The organism is Bradyrhizobium sp. 132, from assembly GCF_023074185.1.
GTDB lineage: Bacteria > Pseudomonadota > Alphaproteobacteria > Rhizobiales > Xanthobacteraceae > Bradyrhizobium.
Genome location: NZ_JADPKY010000020.1, coordinates 1 through 13,716, shown reverse-complemented (window position 1 = coordinate 13,716; position 13,716 = coordinate 1). Strand labels below are relative to the sequence as shown.

Here is a 13,716-nt window from a genome sequence, read left to right as displayed (position 1 = left end):
AGCACCTTTGCCTAAAGCGATGCGAGCGCCGATTCTCAACCTGCTGCTGATCGCCGGCGTGACCGGCGCAAGCCTCGCGCAAGCTCAGACGCAAGGTCAAACTATTGCGCCGCAGGCTGCGGCCATCTCGCCCGATGCGATCAAGCAGCGCGAGCAGGAGCTCGACGCCGCCCGCGCAAGCAAGAAGAGCGCGGAGGAAGCGCAGGCCAAGCTCAAGACCGAGATCACCTCGCTCGGCCAGGACCGCACCCAGCTCAATCAGCAATTGATCGACACCGCCGCCAATGTGCGCACCGTCGAGACCAAGATCGACGAAGCCGAAGCGCGGCTGCGTTCGCTGAATGGCCGCGAGCAGGCGATGCGCAGCTCGCTCGATTCGCGCCGCGCCGACATCGTCGAGGTGCTGGCGGCCTTGCAGCGCGCCGGAAGGCGGTCGCCGCCGGCGCTGCTGGTGCGGCCCGAGGACGCGCTGCAATCGCTGCGCACGGCGATGCTGCTCGGCGCCGTCGTGCCGGAATTGCGCGGTCGCGCCGAGAAGATCGCCGGCGAGCTCGGCGAGCTCGTGTCCTTGCGCAAGACCATCGCGACCGAGCGCGACCAGCTCGCCTCCGACCGCGACAAGGTCCGCAACGACCAGACCCGGCTCACCGCCTTGGTTGACGAGCGGCAGCGCCAGCAGGCGTCGCGTGAAAAGGACCTGGACGCCGAGAACTCGCGCGCCATCACGCTCTCAAGGCAGGTCGGCGATCTCCAGGGGCTGATCGCCAAGATGGAGCAGGAGCTGCAAAGCGCCGCCAAGGCAGCCGAGAAGGCAGCTGAGGCCGCAAAGCAGGCCGAGGCAAAGGCCGCCCTCAACGCCAAACCCGGCCCCGGCGCTTTCAAGGACCGGTCCCGGAGCACTCCCGCGATGGCCTTCGCCGCCGCCAAAGGCCTCCTGCCTCTTCCGGTTAACGGTAACAAGATCAGGGATTTTGGCGGTTCCGACGGGCTCGGCGGGGTTCAAAAGGGCATTTCGCTGGCAAGTAAGCCCGGCTCCCAGGTCACGACGCCGTGTGACGGCTGGGTGGTCTATGCCGGCCCGTTCCGCAGCTATGGACAACTCTTGATCCTCAATGCCGGGGGCGGGTATCATGTCCTGATCGCCGGGATGGAGCGCATTTCGGTAAACATCGGACAGTTTGTCCTCACGGGGGAGCCTGTCGCGTCCATGGGGTCGACCTCTCAAGTCGCCTCCATTCTCGCCACGAACGCGAGTCAACCTGTGCTGTATGTCGAGTTCCGCAAAGACGGCACTCCAATCGATCCAGGCCCATGGTGGGCCGCAAATGAAGGCGAGAAGGTTCGCGGATGATGCGCAAGACTTCAGTTATCCTCCTCAGCGCGGCCACCGGTGCGGCGCTGACGCTGTTCGTGACCCAGCCGCGCGCAGTCTTCATGGGCTCCAGCGCACGGGCTGCCACCGCGGACACCTATCGCCAGCTCAACCTTTTCGGCGACGTCTTCGAGCGCGTGCGCTCGGACTATGTCGAGAAGCCCGACGACACCAAGCTGATCGAATCAGCCATCAGCGGCATGCTCACCGGGCTCGATCCGCATTCGAGCTACATGGACGCCAAGAGCTTCCGCGACATGCAGGTGCAGACCCGCGGTGAGTTCGGCGGCCTCGGCATCGAAGTCACGATGGAAGACGGCCTGATCAAGGTGGTCTCGCCGATCGACGACACGCCTGCCTCGCGCGCCGGCGTCATGGCCAACGACATCATCACCAGTCTCGACGACGAAGCGGTGCAGGGCCTGACCCTGAACCAGGCGGTCGAGAAGATGCGCGGCCCGGTCAACACCAAGATCAAGCTCAAGATCATCCGCAAGGGCCAGGACAATCCGATCGACGTCACGCTGGTGCGCGACAACATCCGCGTCCGCTCGGTGCGCGCCCGCATCGAGGCCGACGACATCGCCTATATCCGCATCACCACCTTCAACGAGCAGACCACCGAAGGCCTGAAGCGCGAGGTCGCCAACCTCTCGAATCAGATCGGCGACAAGCTGAAGGGCTACGTCATCGACCTCCGCAACAATCCGGGCGGCCTGCTCGAGGAAGCGGTCACCGTCTCCGACTCCTTCCTGGAGAAGGGCGAAATCGTCTCAACCCGCGGCCGCAACGCCGATGAGACCCAGCGCCGTACCGCGCATGCGGGCGACCTCACCAAGGGCAAGCCGGTCATCGTGCTGGTCAATGGCGGCTCGGCCTCGGCGTCGGAGATCGTCGCCGGCGCGCTGCAGGACCACAAGCGCGCGACCATCGTCGGCACGCGCTCGTTCGGCAAGGGCTCGGTGCAGACCATCATTCCGCTCGGCTCGGGCAACGGCGCGCTGCGTCTGACCACGGCGCGCTACTACACGCCGTCGGGCAAGTCGATCCAGGCCAAGGGCATCGTGCCCGACATCGAAGTGCTGCAGGACGTGCCGGACGAACTGAAGTCGCGCACCGACACCAAGGGCGAGGCTTCGCTGCGCGGCCATCTCAAGAACGACGGCGACGAGAAGACCGGGTCGCAGTCCTACGTGCCGCCGGACGCCAAGGACGACAAGGCGCTCAAGCTCGCCGACGATTTGCTCCATGGCATCAAGAACAGCGCCTCCGCGGCGCCTACGCCGGGCGGCGACAACAAGACCACGACCGACAAGCCCAAAGCGGCAAACTAGGTCGGCGCATCGCGATCTGACGGAAAGGGCGGCTCACGGAGCCGCCCTTTTTGCTTGGAACGCCAGACACCCCCGGCCTATCCCGGCCTGCCGCCGCTTGACCCCGCCGTGGTATCGTCATGGGTGAGTGATTCGGGATCGCGCATGACTGAAACGGCCGATGATCTGAGCGCCCCGCTCGGACAGGATAAGCCGCGCCGCAAACACCGGCGGCGGCTGCCGTTCACGGCCATGCAGGCGCTTGCGATGCTGCTCGGCCTGTTCCTGGTCGCTTTTGCCGGCTTCGCGATCTTCAACAAGGATCCGCTCGGTGGCGAGCCGATGACGCGGCTCGCGATCCGCGAGCCCCAAGCTACGGACAAGGCCAGCGACGAGAAGCCGGCCGCTTCCGGCCACGGCCAGGAAAGCAAACAGGAAAGCAAGCACGAGACCAGGGAAGCGCCGAAGCAGGCGGGCGAGCAGAAGACCGTCACCATGATCGACGGTTCCACCGGCACGCGCCAGGACGTGGTGATCGGCGGCAGCGATCCCGCCGACAAGGGCGGAGCGGCCTCCGCACCGCCGCCCGTCATGACCGGGATCGACCCAAAACTCCTTGAGAAATCGCGCTACGGCATGATCCCCGTGGTTGCCGGGGATCTGAAACCGTTCAACGTCTATGCGGCGGATGCCGACCGCGCCAAGGCCGCCAAGATGCCCGTGGTTGCGATCCTGATTGGCGGCCTCGGCGTCGGCGCAGCCAAGACCACCGACGCCATCATGAGGCTGCCGGCGGCGGTGACGCTGGCCTTCACGCCTTATGGTTCCGATCCAGGAAAACTCGCCGAGCGAGCCCGCGCCCAGCGCCACGAGATCTTCCTCCAGATCCCGATGGAGCCCTACGACTTCCCCGACAACGATCCGGGACCGCAGACGCTGCTGACCTCGCTGAGTGCCGACCAGAACATGGACCGCCTGTACTGGCATCTGAGCCGGATGCAGGGCTATGCCGGCCTCACCAATTTCATGGGCGCCCGCTTCATCGCCACGGAGCCGGCGATGCAGCCGATCATCCGCGAGGCGGCCAAACGTGGCCTCGGCTTCTTCGACGACGGCTCCTCGCCCCGCAGCATCGCGCCCCAGGCCGCGGCAAGCCAGGCGATGCCGTTCGGTAGGGGCGACATCGCGATCGACGTGGTGCCGACCCCGGCCGAGATCGACCGCGCCCTGAATAAGCTCGAAGCGGCGGCGCGCGAGCGCGGCGCGGCCGTGGGCACCGCCTCCGCCCTCCCGGTCTCGATCGAGCGCATCGGCGCCTGGACCAAGACATTGAGCGACCGAGGTATCCTTTTGGTGCCATTGACAACCGCGATGCTGAAATCAAAATCCAGCTAAATCAACGGATTGGTACGGCGCGGGTCCTGCGGGGCCGGATCAAGCCTTACCGACAGCATGCGAGAGGTCTGGCGGAATGGCGCGTTACGAGGATCTGCCCTACCGGACCTGCGTCGGCGTGATGCTGATCAACAAGCAAGGCCTGGTGTTCATCGGCCGCCGCGCCGGCGGCATCGAGCATGTCGACGACACCCATGTCTGGCAGATGCCGCAGGGCGGCGTCGATCCCGGCGAGGACAATTGGGACGCCGCCAGGCGCGAGCTCTACGAGGAGACCAGCGTGCGCTCGGTCGAGCGGCTCGGCGAGGTTCCGGACTGGCTCACTTACGACATTCCGCGCACTGTTGCGGGCCGCGCCTGGAAGGGTCGCTATCGCGGCCAGCGCCAGAAATGGTTTGCGGTCCGCTTCACCGGCAAGGACAGCGAGATCAACGTCGAAAAGCCCGGCGGCGGTCACAAGGCCGAGTTCGTGAACTGGCGCTGGGAGCCGATGAAGAACCTGACCGGGCTGATCGTCCCGTTCAAGCGCCCGGTCTATGAGCGCGTAGTGAAGGAATTTTCCGCGCTGGCGGAGGATTAGTTCAAGTCGCCATTCCAGGTTGATGCTAATGCATCGCCTGGAATGACGACGAGAGATCCGCACGTGACCGATCAAAAGCCTTATCGCCCCAACGTGGGTATCGCGCTGTTCAATGCCGACGGCCGGGTGCTGATCGGGCATCGCTTCAAGGGCGACGGACCCGAGATCGTCCTGCCGGGCCTCGATTGGCAGATGCCGCAAGGCGGCGTCGACGAGGGCGAGGACCTGCGCGATGCGGCCCTGCGCGAGCTCTGGGAAGAGACCAGCGTCAAGAGCGCAACCTATCTCGGCGAGACCGACTGGCTGACTTACGAATTCCCGCCTTACGATGGACCGCAGACGCATCGGCTGGCGAAATTCCGCGGGCAGCGTCAAAAATGGTTCGCCCTGCGCTTCACCGGCAAGGATGACGAGATCGATCCGTTGACACCGCGCAACGACCAGCCCGCGGAGTTCGACGCCTGGCGCTGGGAGCGGCTCGACCGTGTCCCCGATGTCGTGGTCCCGTTCCGCCGCGAGGTCTACCGCGCGGTGGCCCAACAGTTTGCGCCCTTCGCAAACTAAAAACGCGAGAACAAGCCGGTGTCGTTGCAGAGCGCATTCCAGCGCTTAGGACGGGCATGGGTGACCGCACAACCAGCCACGGGTTCGCTCAGCCTCTCCCGCTTGCGGGAGAGGTCGGCGCGAAGTGCCGGGTGAGGGCTTTCTCCGTTTAGGGACTGTGTCTTTGCAGATGCACCCTCTCCCCAGCCCTCCCCCGCAAGCGAGCCCCACAAGGGGGGAGGGAGCGCATCTCGCAAGCGTTAACGATCGGGCCTAATCAGCACACGCCTAATTCACCGGTCCCACCGTAAACGGGCCGATCGCGATGACGTGGCAATCGCTGTCGCGCCTGGCGCAGTCGGCGAGCGCGGAATTGACGGCGGTCTGCTCGTCCGCGGCCTTCAGGCCGACGCCCGGCCGGCCCGCGGTGCCGACCGCGACTGCGTTCCAGCCCATGCCATCGGCGAGCTTGCGCACGACCTCGTCGCGCGCATCTGTGGCGATCGAGGCATTGGACGCCGCATGGAAGAAGCCGGTGATCCTCAGCAGGGTCGGGATCGGCACGACGAAATTCTCGTCGACCGCAACGACCATGCAGGCGACGCCGGCGATCGCGCCGCACGATTCCAGGGAGCGCCGCGCAGCGTCGTCGGCGGATGATGCGCCCATCACCATGAAATATTGACCGCCCGGGCCGAGCGCGACCGAGCGGGATTTTGCCGCGGGGACGAACATGTTCTCGAGCCGGACTTTTGCGGGATCGCGCACCATCGGAAAGTCCTTTGGGACGAAGGCGCGCTCGGTCATTGGATCGTGCCGGATAAAGGGCTGCGGCGGCATCGGCGGCTTGCCGTGCGTGTAGACGACATTGTTGCCGACCGCATAGAGCTCGCAGGGCCGCGGCGACTGCGCGGCATCCGCCCGCTTCTGACACTGATCGAGCGCAGCGTTGCGCGCGGCTTCCTCGTTTGGCTGATTGAGCGCGGAGCCGGTGATACCGCCGACGTTCAGCGCAAAGGCCTTGTAGTCGCCGGCGACGGAATATTCGCCACCGAGGTAGCCGCGGATGCGCTCGCCGATGAAGGGCACGCTGTCGGCAGGAAACTTGCCGACCATCGGCGAGGCGGATGGTGCCGGCATGGGCATCGGGCTTGATGCTGGGCCTGGCGCGATCGCTGCGATCGCCGGCGCCTTGTTGGTCTCGAGCTTGGTGAAATAGAGGAAGCCGCCGACAGCGATCGCGACAACGGAGACGACACCGACCACCAGCGGTCACATCCAGTTCAGCGCGGGCGCTACTTTCGCCACCTTCTTGATCTGCGGCGTTGCGTAACTGCCGTCCACGCGCCGCATCGCCACCATGTAGGCGTGCACCGGCGTCGGGATGTTCTTGACCTCCTGAGCGCCGATATCGGCGAACTGCACCGACAGCTTGTTGGCGACCTGCTCGTGCACGGCGCGGGAGACGCAGATGCCACCGACCTCGGCGAGGCCCTCGAGCCGGGCGGCGATATTGACGCCATCACCGAGCAGATCGCCGTCGCGCTCGACCACGTCGCCGATGGTGATGCCGATGCGGAACGACATCTGCCGGCTCGGCGGATAGGCCATGTTGCGGGTTCGCAGGGGTTCCTGGATGTCGATCGCGCAGCGCACCGCATCGACCGCGCTTGGAAACTCCGCGAGCACGGCGTCGCCTGCCGTGTTGAAGATGCGACCGCCGGCCTTCGCAATGAAATCGTCGACGACCTCACGATAGGAGGCCATACGCCGCAGCGTCTCCTCCTCGTCTTCCGCGACCAGCCTTGAGTAACCGGCAATATCGGCCGCGAAAATCGCTGCGATCTTGCGTTTCATCTGCTGCCCGCCCCGAAACAAAATTCGCCAGCGCAGAATGCCGCTATCGGCGACGCGGTGCAACAAAGTTTCAGCGCCCGCCACTTCCGTGACGAGCGCTGAACTTATTCAGGAATTTGTAGCTTGAGCCCCGGTGCGATGCGCCGGGGCTTAGTGCATAGCCGTGCTGTTGAGCTGCTGCTGGATGCTCTTGAAGTGGTCGAGCCGCGCGATGGCCTGATCGAGCTCGCTGCCTTCGTGCTCCTTCAACCCTTCTTCCATCTCCGAGACGGTCGCGGCGAACTGAGCACGGTCGAGCTCGGCCAGCGACGTCGCGACGTCGGCGAGCACGGTGAGGCCCTTTTCGGAGACTTCGGCGAGACCGCCGAGCACGATGATCTTCTCGTGCTTGCCGCCGGTGGTGATGGTGAGAATGCCGGGCCGGATCGCAGCCACGACCGGCGCATGTCCAGCCAGCACGCCGAAATCACCTTCGACGCCGGGGATGTCGACCTGGTCGACCTCGCCCGAGAATGCGAGCTTTTCCGGCGAGACGAGATCGAAGTGGAAGGTGGCCATGGGAAACCTGCGAATGGTGAGTAGCGAATAGCGAATGGAGCGGGAGCAGCGAGACCATTCGCTACTCCCTACTCGCCGTTCGCAGCTTAGGCCGCCTCGGCCGCCAGCTTCTTGCCCTTCTCGAGCGCCTCTTCGATGGTGCCGACCATGTAGAAGGCGGCCTCCGGGAGGTGGTCATACTTGCCTTCGCAGAGACCGCGGAAGCCCTTGATGGTGTCCGCGAGGTCGACGAACTTGCCGGGCGCGCCGGTGAAAATTTCGGCGACGTGGAACGGCTGCGACAGGAAGCGCTCGATCTTGCGGGCGCGGGCCACCGTCAGCTTGTCCTCTTCTGAAAGCTCGTCCATGCCGAGGATGGCGATGATGTCCTGGAGCGACTTGTAGCGCTGCAGCACCTGCTGGACCATGCGCGCGGTCGTATAGTGCTCTTCGCCGACAATATTCGCCTGCAGCATGCGCGAGGTCGAGTCGAGCGGATCGACCGCCGGATAGATGCCCTTTTCCGAGATCGCACGGTTCAGCACCGTGGTGGCGTCCAAATGCGCGAACGACGTCGCCGGCGCCGGGTCGGTCAAGTCGTCGGCCGGCACGTAGATCGCCTGCACCGAGGTGATCGAGCCCTTGTTTGTGGTGGTGATGCGCTCCTGCAGCGCGCCCATGTCGGTTGCCAACGTCGGCTGATAGCCCACGGCGCTGGGAATACGGCCGAGCAACGCCGACACTTCCGAGCCCGCCTGAGTGAAGCGGAAGATATTGTCGATGAAGAACAGCACGTCCTGGCCCTGGTCGCGGAAGTGCTCGGCGACTGTCAGGCCGGACAGCGCGACGCGCATGCGGGCACCGGGCGGCTCGTTCATCTGGCCGAACACCAGCGCGCATTTCGACTTCACGCTCGGGTCGGGATTGTGCGGGTCGGCGTTGACCTTGGATTCGATGAACTCGTGATAGAGGTCGTTGCCTTCGCGGGTGCGCTCGCCGACGCCGGCGAACACCGAATTGCCGCCGTGCGCTTTGGCGACGTTGTTGATCAGCTCCTGAATGAGCACGGTCTTACCGACGCCCGCGCCGCCGAACAGGCCGATCTTGCCGCCCTTGGCGTAAGGCGCGAGCAAGTCGACGACCTTGATGCCGGTGACGAGAATCTCGGCCTCGGTGGCCTGGTCGGTGTAGGTCGGCGCTTCCTGGTGGATGGCGCGCTTGCCTTCGGACGGGATCGGGCCCGCTTCGTCGATCGGCTCGCCGATGACGTTCATGATGCGGCCGAGCGTGCCGGCGCCCACCGGAACCTCGATCGGTTGGCCGGTGTCGGTCACTTCCTGGCCGCGCACCAGACCTTCGGTCACGTCCATCGCGATCGTGCGCACGGTGGACTCACCGAGATGCTGCGCGACTTCCAACACGAGGCGGATGCTGCCGTTCCTGGTTTCCAGCGAATTGAGAATGGCCGGCAGGTGGCCCTCGAACTGAACGTCGACGACGGCGCCCATGACCTGGGTGACGCGACCGACCTGGTTAGCTGCTGTGGCCATGATTAGCTCTCCTTCGAAATTCTTTACTTGAACGACCGTCGTTTGGTTCGTGCGTCAGACCGCCTCGGCGCCGGAGATGATCTCGATCAGCTCCTTGGTGATCTGGGCTTGACGGGTTCGGTTATAGATCTGGGTTTGCTTGCGGATCATTTCGCCGGCATTGCGGGTGGCATTGTCCATCGAGCTCATCTGCGCGCCGTAGAACGAAGCGTTGTTTTCCAGGAGCGCGCGGAAGATCTGCACGGCGATATTGCGCGGCAACAGGCCGGAGAGAAGTTCGTCCTCCTCCGGCTCGTAGTCGTAGGACGTCGACGGCGCGTTCGCCGCCTTTGCTTCCACAGTCAGCGGAATGATCTGCTGCGCGGTCGGGATTTGCGCAATCACCGACTTGAACTGCGAGTAGAACAGCGTGCAGACGTCGAACTCGCCGGCGTCGAAACGCGCCAGAACCTTCTTCGCGATGTCCTCGGCGTTGACGAAGCCGAGCTGGCGAACGCTGCGCAGATCGAGGTGCTCGACGATCTGCTTGTCGAACAGGCGGCGGAGCTGCTCATAACCCTTGCGCCCGACGCAGAAGAATTTGACTTCCTTGCCCTGCGCAATCAGCGCCTGTGCGCGCTCGCGCGCGAGGCGCACGATCGAGGAGTTGAAAGCGCCGGACAGGCCGCGCTCGCCGGTGCAGACCAGCAGCAGGTGAATCTGGTCCTTGCCGGTGCCGGACAGCAGCGCCGGCGCGCCGGGAGAACCCGCAGCGGCGCTGGCGATGTTGGAGATCACCGCGCTCATCTTGTCGGCATAGGGCCGCGCCGCCTCGGCCGCTTGCTGGGCGCGGCGCAATCTGGACGCGGCGACCATCTGCATGGCCTTGGTGATCTTCTGCGTCGCCTTGGTCGAGGCGATGCGAACCCGCATGTCTTTAAGTGAGGCCATTCTTCGTTCACCCCGACGGTTCGATCTCTTGCGATCAGACCGTTAGCCTGTCCCTGTCGTCATGCCCGGGCTAGTCCCGGGCATCCACGTCTTCGTCGCCATGCGATGAGGCACGGACGGCCGGGACAAGAAGCCCGGCCATGCGACGGCTATCTTATGCAAAGCTCTTGGCGAAGCCTTCGACCACCGACTTCAGCTTGGCAGCACTGTCGTCGGAGAGGTCGCGGCTGTCGCGGATCGCATTGAGGATCTCGACGTTTTTGCCGCGCAGCAACGACAACAGGCCGTCCTCGAACGCGCGCACCTTGTTGACCGGGAGCGGATCGAGATAGCCGTTGGTGCCGGCCCAGATCACGCAGACCTGCTCTTCCATCTTCAGCGGCGCGAACTGCGGCTGCTTCAGGAGTTCGGTCAGGCGCGAACCACGGTTGAGCAGGCGCTGGGTCGAGGCGTCGAGGTCGGAGCCGAACTGCGCGAACGCCGCCATTTCGCGGTACTGCGCGAGCTCGCCCTTGATCTTGCCGGCGACCTTCTTGGTGGCCTTGGTCTGCGCCGAGGAGCCGACGCGCGACACCGACAGACCGACGTTCACGGCAGGACGGATGCCCTGGAAGAACAGGTCGGTTTCCAGGAAGATCTGGCCGTCGGTGATCGAGATGACGTTGGTCGGAATGTAGGCCGACACGTCGTTGGCCTGGGTTTCGATGACCGGCAGCGCCGTCAGCGAGCCGGAGCCCTGGTCCTTGTTCAGCTTCGCCGCGCGCTCGAGCAGGCGGGAGTGCAGATAGAACACGTCACCAGGATAGGCTTCGCGGCCCGGCGGGCGGCGCAGCAGCAGCGACATCTGGCGGTAGGCGACGGCCTGCTTGGACAGATCGTCATAGATGATGACGGCGTGCATGCCGTTGTCGCGGAAGTACTCGCCCATGGTGCAGCCGGTGAACGGCGCGATGTACTGCATCGGCGCCGGATCGGAGGCGGTGGCGGCGACGATGATCGAGTATTCGAGCGCGCCCTGCTCTTCCAGCACCTTCACGAACTGGGCAACGGTCGAACGCTTCTGGCCGATCGCGACATAGACGCAATACAGCTTAATGTTCTCGTCCGGCTGCGCGTTGAGCGGCTTCTGGTTGAGGATGGTGTCGAGCGCGATCGCGGTCTTGCCGGTCTGACGGTCGCCGATGATCAGCTCGCGCTGGCCGCGGCCGATCGGGATCAGGGCGTCGATCGCCTTGAGGCCGGTCGCCATCGGCTCGTTCACCGACTTGCGCGGAATGATGCCGGGCGCCTTGACGTCGACGCGCATGCGCTTGTCAGCCTGGATCGGGCCCTTGCCGTCGATCGGGTTGCCGAGCGCGTCGACGACGCGGCCGAGCAGGCCCTTGCCGACCGGCGCGTCCACGATGGCGCGGGTGCGCTTGACGGTCTGGCCTTCCTTGATCTCGCGGTCGGCACCGAAAATAACGATACCGACGTTGTCGGTTTCGAGGTTGAGCGCCATGCCGCGGGTGCCGTTCTCGAACTCGACCATTTCACCGGCCTGGACGTTGTCCAGACCGAAGACGCGAGCGATACCGTCACCGACGGACAGCACCTGTCCGACTTCGGAGACTTCAGCTTCCTGGCCGAAATTCTTGATCTGGTCCTTGAGGATCGCGGAAATTTCCGCGGCGCGGATGTCCATCAGCCTGCCTCTTTCATCGCGTGCTTGATCGAATTGAGTTTGGTGCGAAGCGAACTATCGATCATACGGCTGCCAAGCTTGACCACGAGGCCACCGATGATCGAGGGGTCGACTTTCACGTTGAGCGCGACGTCCTTGCCGGTCACCGACTTCAGGGCAACCTTGAGGGCGTCGAGATTCTTGTTCGAGAGCGCTTCCGCCACGGTGACGTCGGCCGTTACCTCGCCCTTGAACCTGGCGACGAGGGCGCGGTAGGCGCGGATGACGTCAGCCACCGCGAACAGGCGGCGGTTGGCGGTCAGAACCTTGAGGAAATTGGCGGAGATGCCGGCGATGCCGGCCTTGTCCAGCACGGCCGAGAGGGCCCTGGACTGCGTTTCGGCCGCAAACACCGGGCTGCGGACGAGGCGCGTCAGATCGGCGCTTTCGTTCAGCAAGCCCTCGAATTTGTCGAGATCGGCTTTGACCTCGTCGACCACTTTCTGGTCGCGGGCCAGTTCAAACAAGGCCGTTGCATAACGACCCGACACACCGGAAACGGACGTATCTTCTGCAGCCACAGACGTGCTCTTTTTGCTGTCAAACTCGCAAGGGAAAAACCGTCGCCACAAAGCGGCGCCAAGCGATCCAAGCCCTTGGAATTCAAGCGGGACTTCGATTTTCGACCCCGCACGGTACGTGCCGGGCTCGTTAAAATCGCGGCTTTGCTAACATAGCAGGCGCGCACGTGCAACATGACGCCAAATTAAAGGCACGACGTTCTTTCGCCAGTCCGTCGCAGTCCAAGACGACGCAACGACGACCTGCCACCTGACGGAATTGTCGCGCGCTTGGCGCCGATGCCCGCCCATTTGTTCCTGCCCTGAGCGCATAGCGGCCATGAACACGGATCGCTGAGGCGTGATTCCTGCCCCGCCGGTTCACTCGCCGAATACTTACCCAATTCTAAACACTGAAAGCGATGACTTCCGTTTACAGTATTTCTAAGTAATTGTCCGGTTAACAAAACATTACAATCAAAGGTTACGGGACATCAGCTAAATACCGGTCGACAGTAACAAGATGTTTCATGAGGACATAGAACGGATTTACTGCCCAATTCACGCCTCATTAGGAATCGAAACGCCATCCCGCTCACAAACTTACGAGGGCTCCACTTGCCTCATATGTGGCAATACTAGCTTAGGACCATTAAATGCTGTCTTTGAAGATGCTGGGCTCTGTGACCCGGCCGCGTACGGCGATCGCTTTCGTTGCCGCAACACTCCTCGTCGGTGGAACTGCCACCGAAGCTTCCGCAAAATCCCGGCATCACCATCGGTATTCTCACCATCATCACCGCCACCACGCCGAAAACGATGCCAGCACGACCTCCGACTGGCGCAGCGCCAATGCGTCGATGACGCCGTCGTCGGGCACGGGCCGCAGCTTCTCCGGCATGGCTTCGTTCTACGGCAACGAGTCCGGCAGCAAGACCGCCTCGGGCCAGCGCTTCAACCAGAACGCCATGACCGCGGCGCACCGTTCGCTGCCGTTCGGCACCAAGCTGCGCGTCACCCATGGCGGCTCGAGCGTCATCGTCACCATCAACGACCGTGGACCGTTCATTCGCGGCCGTGTCCTTGACCTCTCCACGGGCGCTGCCCGGGCCATCGGCCTCACCGGTGCCGGCGTCGGCCGCGTCACGGCGGAAGTCGTCTCCTAGGGCGCGACAGCGCCTCACCGCACAAGTGCAGTTCCCGTCATCGTCCGCATGGACGTGTGAGCAGCGGGATCAGCGCGGGTGAAACAAGCCCGCCGTCTTGGGGGACGGCGGGCTTGTTTTATCCCTTTTGTCATTGCGAGGAGCGCAGCGACGAAGATTCCATGGGGAGTGGATAGCGACCAAGTCTGAGGCCAGACTGAGGTTGCAATACCACCCAACCTGGAGACGACGATGTTGCTCGATCATCCTT

11 protein-coding genes and 1 pseudogene are annotated in these 13,716 nt (G+C 64.1%); 6 read left to right on the top strand and 6 right to left on the bottom strand.

Features of this window, described 5'->3' with window-relative positions; all coding sequences use genetic code 11:
- Nucleotides 1-19 precede the first annotated feature (19 nt).
- From IVA74_RS02240 to IVA74_RS02220, 5 genes are all read left to right on the top strand, one after another.
- Nucleotides 20-1,351, top strand: a complete 1,332-nt coding sequence (locus tag IVA74_RS02240; RefSeq protein WP_247339452.1) for a peptidoglycan DD-metalloendopeptidase family protein — start codon at nucleotides 20-22, stop codon at nucleotides 1,349-1,351.
- Nucleotides 1,348-2,706 (top strand): S41 family peptidase, encoded by a 1,359-nt coding sequence (locus tag IVA74_RS02235; RefSeq protein ID WP_247339450.1) that lies wholly within the window; start codon nucleotides 1,348-1,350, stop codon nucleotides 2,704-2,706. The genes IVA74_RS02240 and IVA74_RS02235 overlap by 4 nt, the downstream gene beginning before the upstream one ends.
- 144 nt (nucleotides 2,707-2,850) lie before the next feature.
- On the top strand, nucleotides 2,851-4,080 hold the full coding sequence (locus IVA74_RS02230; RefSeq protein WP_247339448.1) for a divergent polysaccharide deacetylase family protein: 1,230 nt from the start codon (nucleotides 2,851-2,853) through the stop codon (nucleotides 4,078-4,080).
- Nucleotides 4,081-4,156: 76 nt separating this feature from the next.
- Nucleotides 4,157-4,660: an RNA pyrophosphohydrolase gene (locus IVA74_RS02225; protein WP_247339447.1), complete on the top strand. Its 504-nt coding sequence runs from the start codon at nucleotides 4,157-4,159 to the stop codon at nucleotides 4,658-4,660.
- 63 nt (nucleotides 4,661-4,723) lie between these two features.
- Nucleotides 4,724-5,224, top strand: a complete 501-nt coding sequence (locus IVA74_RS02220) for an RNA pyrophosphohydrolase (RefSeq protein ID WP_247339446.1) — start codon at nucleotides 4,724-4,726, stop codon at nucleotides 5,222-5,224.
- 267 nt (nucleotides 5,225-5,491) lie between these two features.
- On the opposite strand, the pseudogene IVA74_RS02215 reads toward IVA74_RS02220, so the two are convergent.
- The 6 genes and pseudogenes from IVA74_RS02215 to IVA74_RS02190 form a co-directional block, all read right to left on the bottom strand.
- A pseudogene (locus tag IVA74_RS02215) lies at nucleotides 5,492-7,060 on the bottom strand (adenylate/guanylate cyclase domain-containing protein).
- Nucleotides 7,061-7,210: 150 nt separating this feature from the next.
- Complete coding sequence (locus tag IVA74_RS02210; RefSeq protein WP_247339445.1) at nucleotides 7,211-7,618, bottom strand: F0F1 ATP synthase subunit epsilon; 408 nt, start codon at nucleotides 7,616-7,618, stop codon at nucleotides 7,211-7,213.
- A gap of 86 nt (nucleotides 7,619-7,704) precedes the next feature.
- Complete coding sequence (atpD, locus tag IVA74_RS02205) at nucleotides 7,705-9,147, bottom strand: F0F1 ATP synthase subunit beta (protein WP_247339443.1); 1,443 nt, start codon at nucleotides 9,145-9,147, stop codon at nucleotides 7,705-7,707.
- A gap of 54 nt (nucleotides 9,148-9,201) precedes the next feature.
- On the bottom strand, nucleotides 9,202-10,077 hold the full coding sequence (locus tag IVA74_RS02200; protein ID WP_247339439.1) for a F0F1 ATP synthase subunit gamma: 876 nt from the start codon (nucleotides 10,075-10,077) through the stop codon (nucleotides 9,202-9,204).
- Nucleotides 10,078-10,231: 154 nt separating this feature from the next.
- Entirely contained in the window at nucleotides 10,232-11,761 is a 1,530-nt protein-coding gene (gene atpA / locus IVA74_RS02195) for a F0F1 ATP synthase subunit alpha (protein WP_247339437.1), read from the bottom strand.
- Nucleotides 11,761-12,321, bottom strand: a complete 561-nt coding sequence (locus tag IVA74_RS02190) for a F0F1 ATP synthase subunit delta (RefSeq protein ID WP_247339434.1) — start codon at nucleotides 12,319-12,321, stop codon at nucleotides 11,761-11,763. The genes atpA and IVA74_RS02190 overlap by 1 nt, the downstream gene beginning before the upstream one ends.
- Nucleotides 12,322-12,956: 635 nt before the next feature.
- Here IVA74_RS02190 and IVA74_RS02185 point away from each other — a divergent pair.
- Nucleotides 12,957-13,466 carry a septal ring lytic transglycosylase RlpA family protein gene (locus IVA74_RS02185; protein WP_247339432.1) on the top strand — a complete coding sequence of 170 codons (510 nt, stop codon included), beginning with the start codon at nucleotides 12,957-12,959 and terminating at the stop codon, nucleotides 13,464-13,466.
- Nucleotides 13,467-13,716: the final 250 nt, after the last annotated feature.

What these genes read in the sequence shown, in the direction of transcription:
- IVA74_RS02235 (WP_247339450.1), top strand. Translation starts at nt 1,348, where the DNA reads ATGATGCGCAAGACTTCAGTTATCCTCCTCAGCGCGGCCACCGGTGCG.
- IVA74_RS02210 (WP_247339445.1), bottom strand. Translation starts at nt 7,618, where the DNA reads ATGGCCACCTTCCACTTCGATCTCGTCTCGCCGGAAAAGCTCGCATTC.
- IVA74_RS02200 (WP_247339439.1), bottom strand. Translation starts at nt 10,077, where the DNA reads ATGGCCTCACTTAAAGACATGCGGGTTCGCATCGCCTCGACCAAGGCG.
- IVA74_RS02240 (WP_247339452.1), top strand. Translation starts at nt 20, where the DNA reads ATGCGAGCGCCGATTCTCAACCTGCTGCTGATCGCCGGCGTGACCGGC.
- IVA74_RS02185 (WP_247339432.1), top strand. Translation starts at nt 12,957, where the DNA reads ATGCTGTCTTTGAAGATGCTGGGCTCTGTGACCCGGCCGCGTACGGCG.
- atpA (WP_247339437.1), bottom strand. Translation starts at nt 11,761, where the DNA reads ATGGACATCCGCGCCGCGGAAATTTCCGCGATCCTCAAGGACCAGATC.
- IVA74_RS02230 (WP_247339448.1), top strand. Translation starts at nt 2,851, where the DNA reads ATGACTGAAACGGCCGATGATCTGAGCGCCCCGCTCGGACAGGATAAG.
- atpD (WP_247339443.1), bottom strand. Translation starts at nt 9,147, where the DNA reads ATGGCCACAGCAGCTAACCAGGTCGGTCGCGTCACCCAGGTCATGGGC.
- IVA74_RS02225 (WP_247339447.1), top strand. Translation starts at nt 4,157, where the DNA reads ATGGCGCGTTACGAGGATCTGCCCTACCGGACCTGCGTCGGCGTGATG.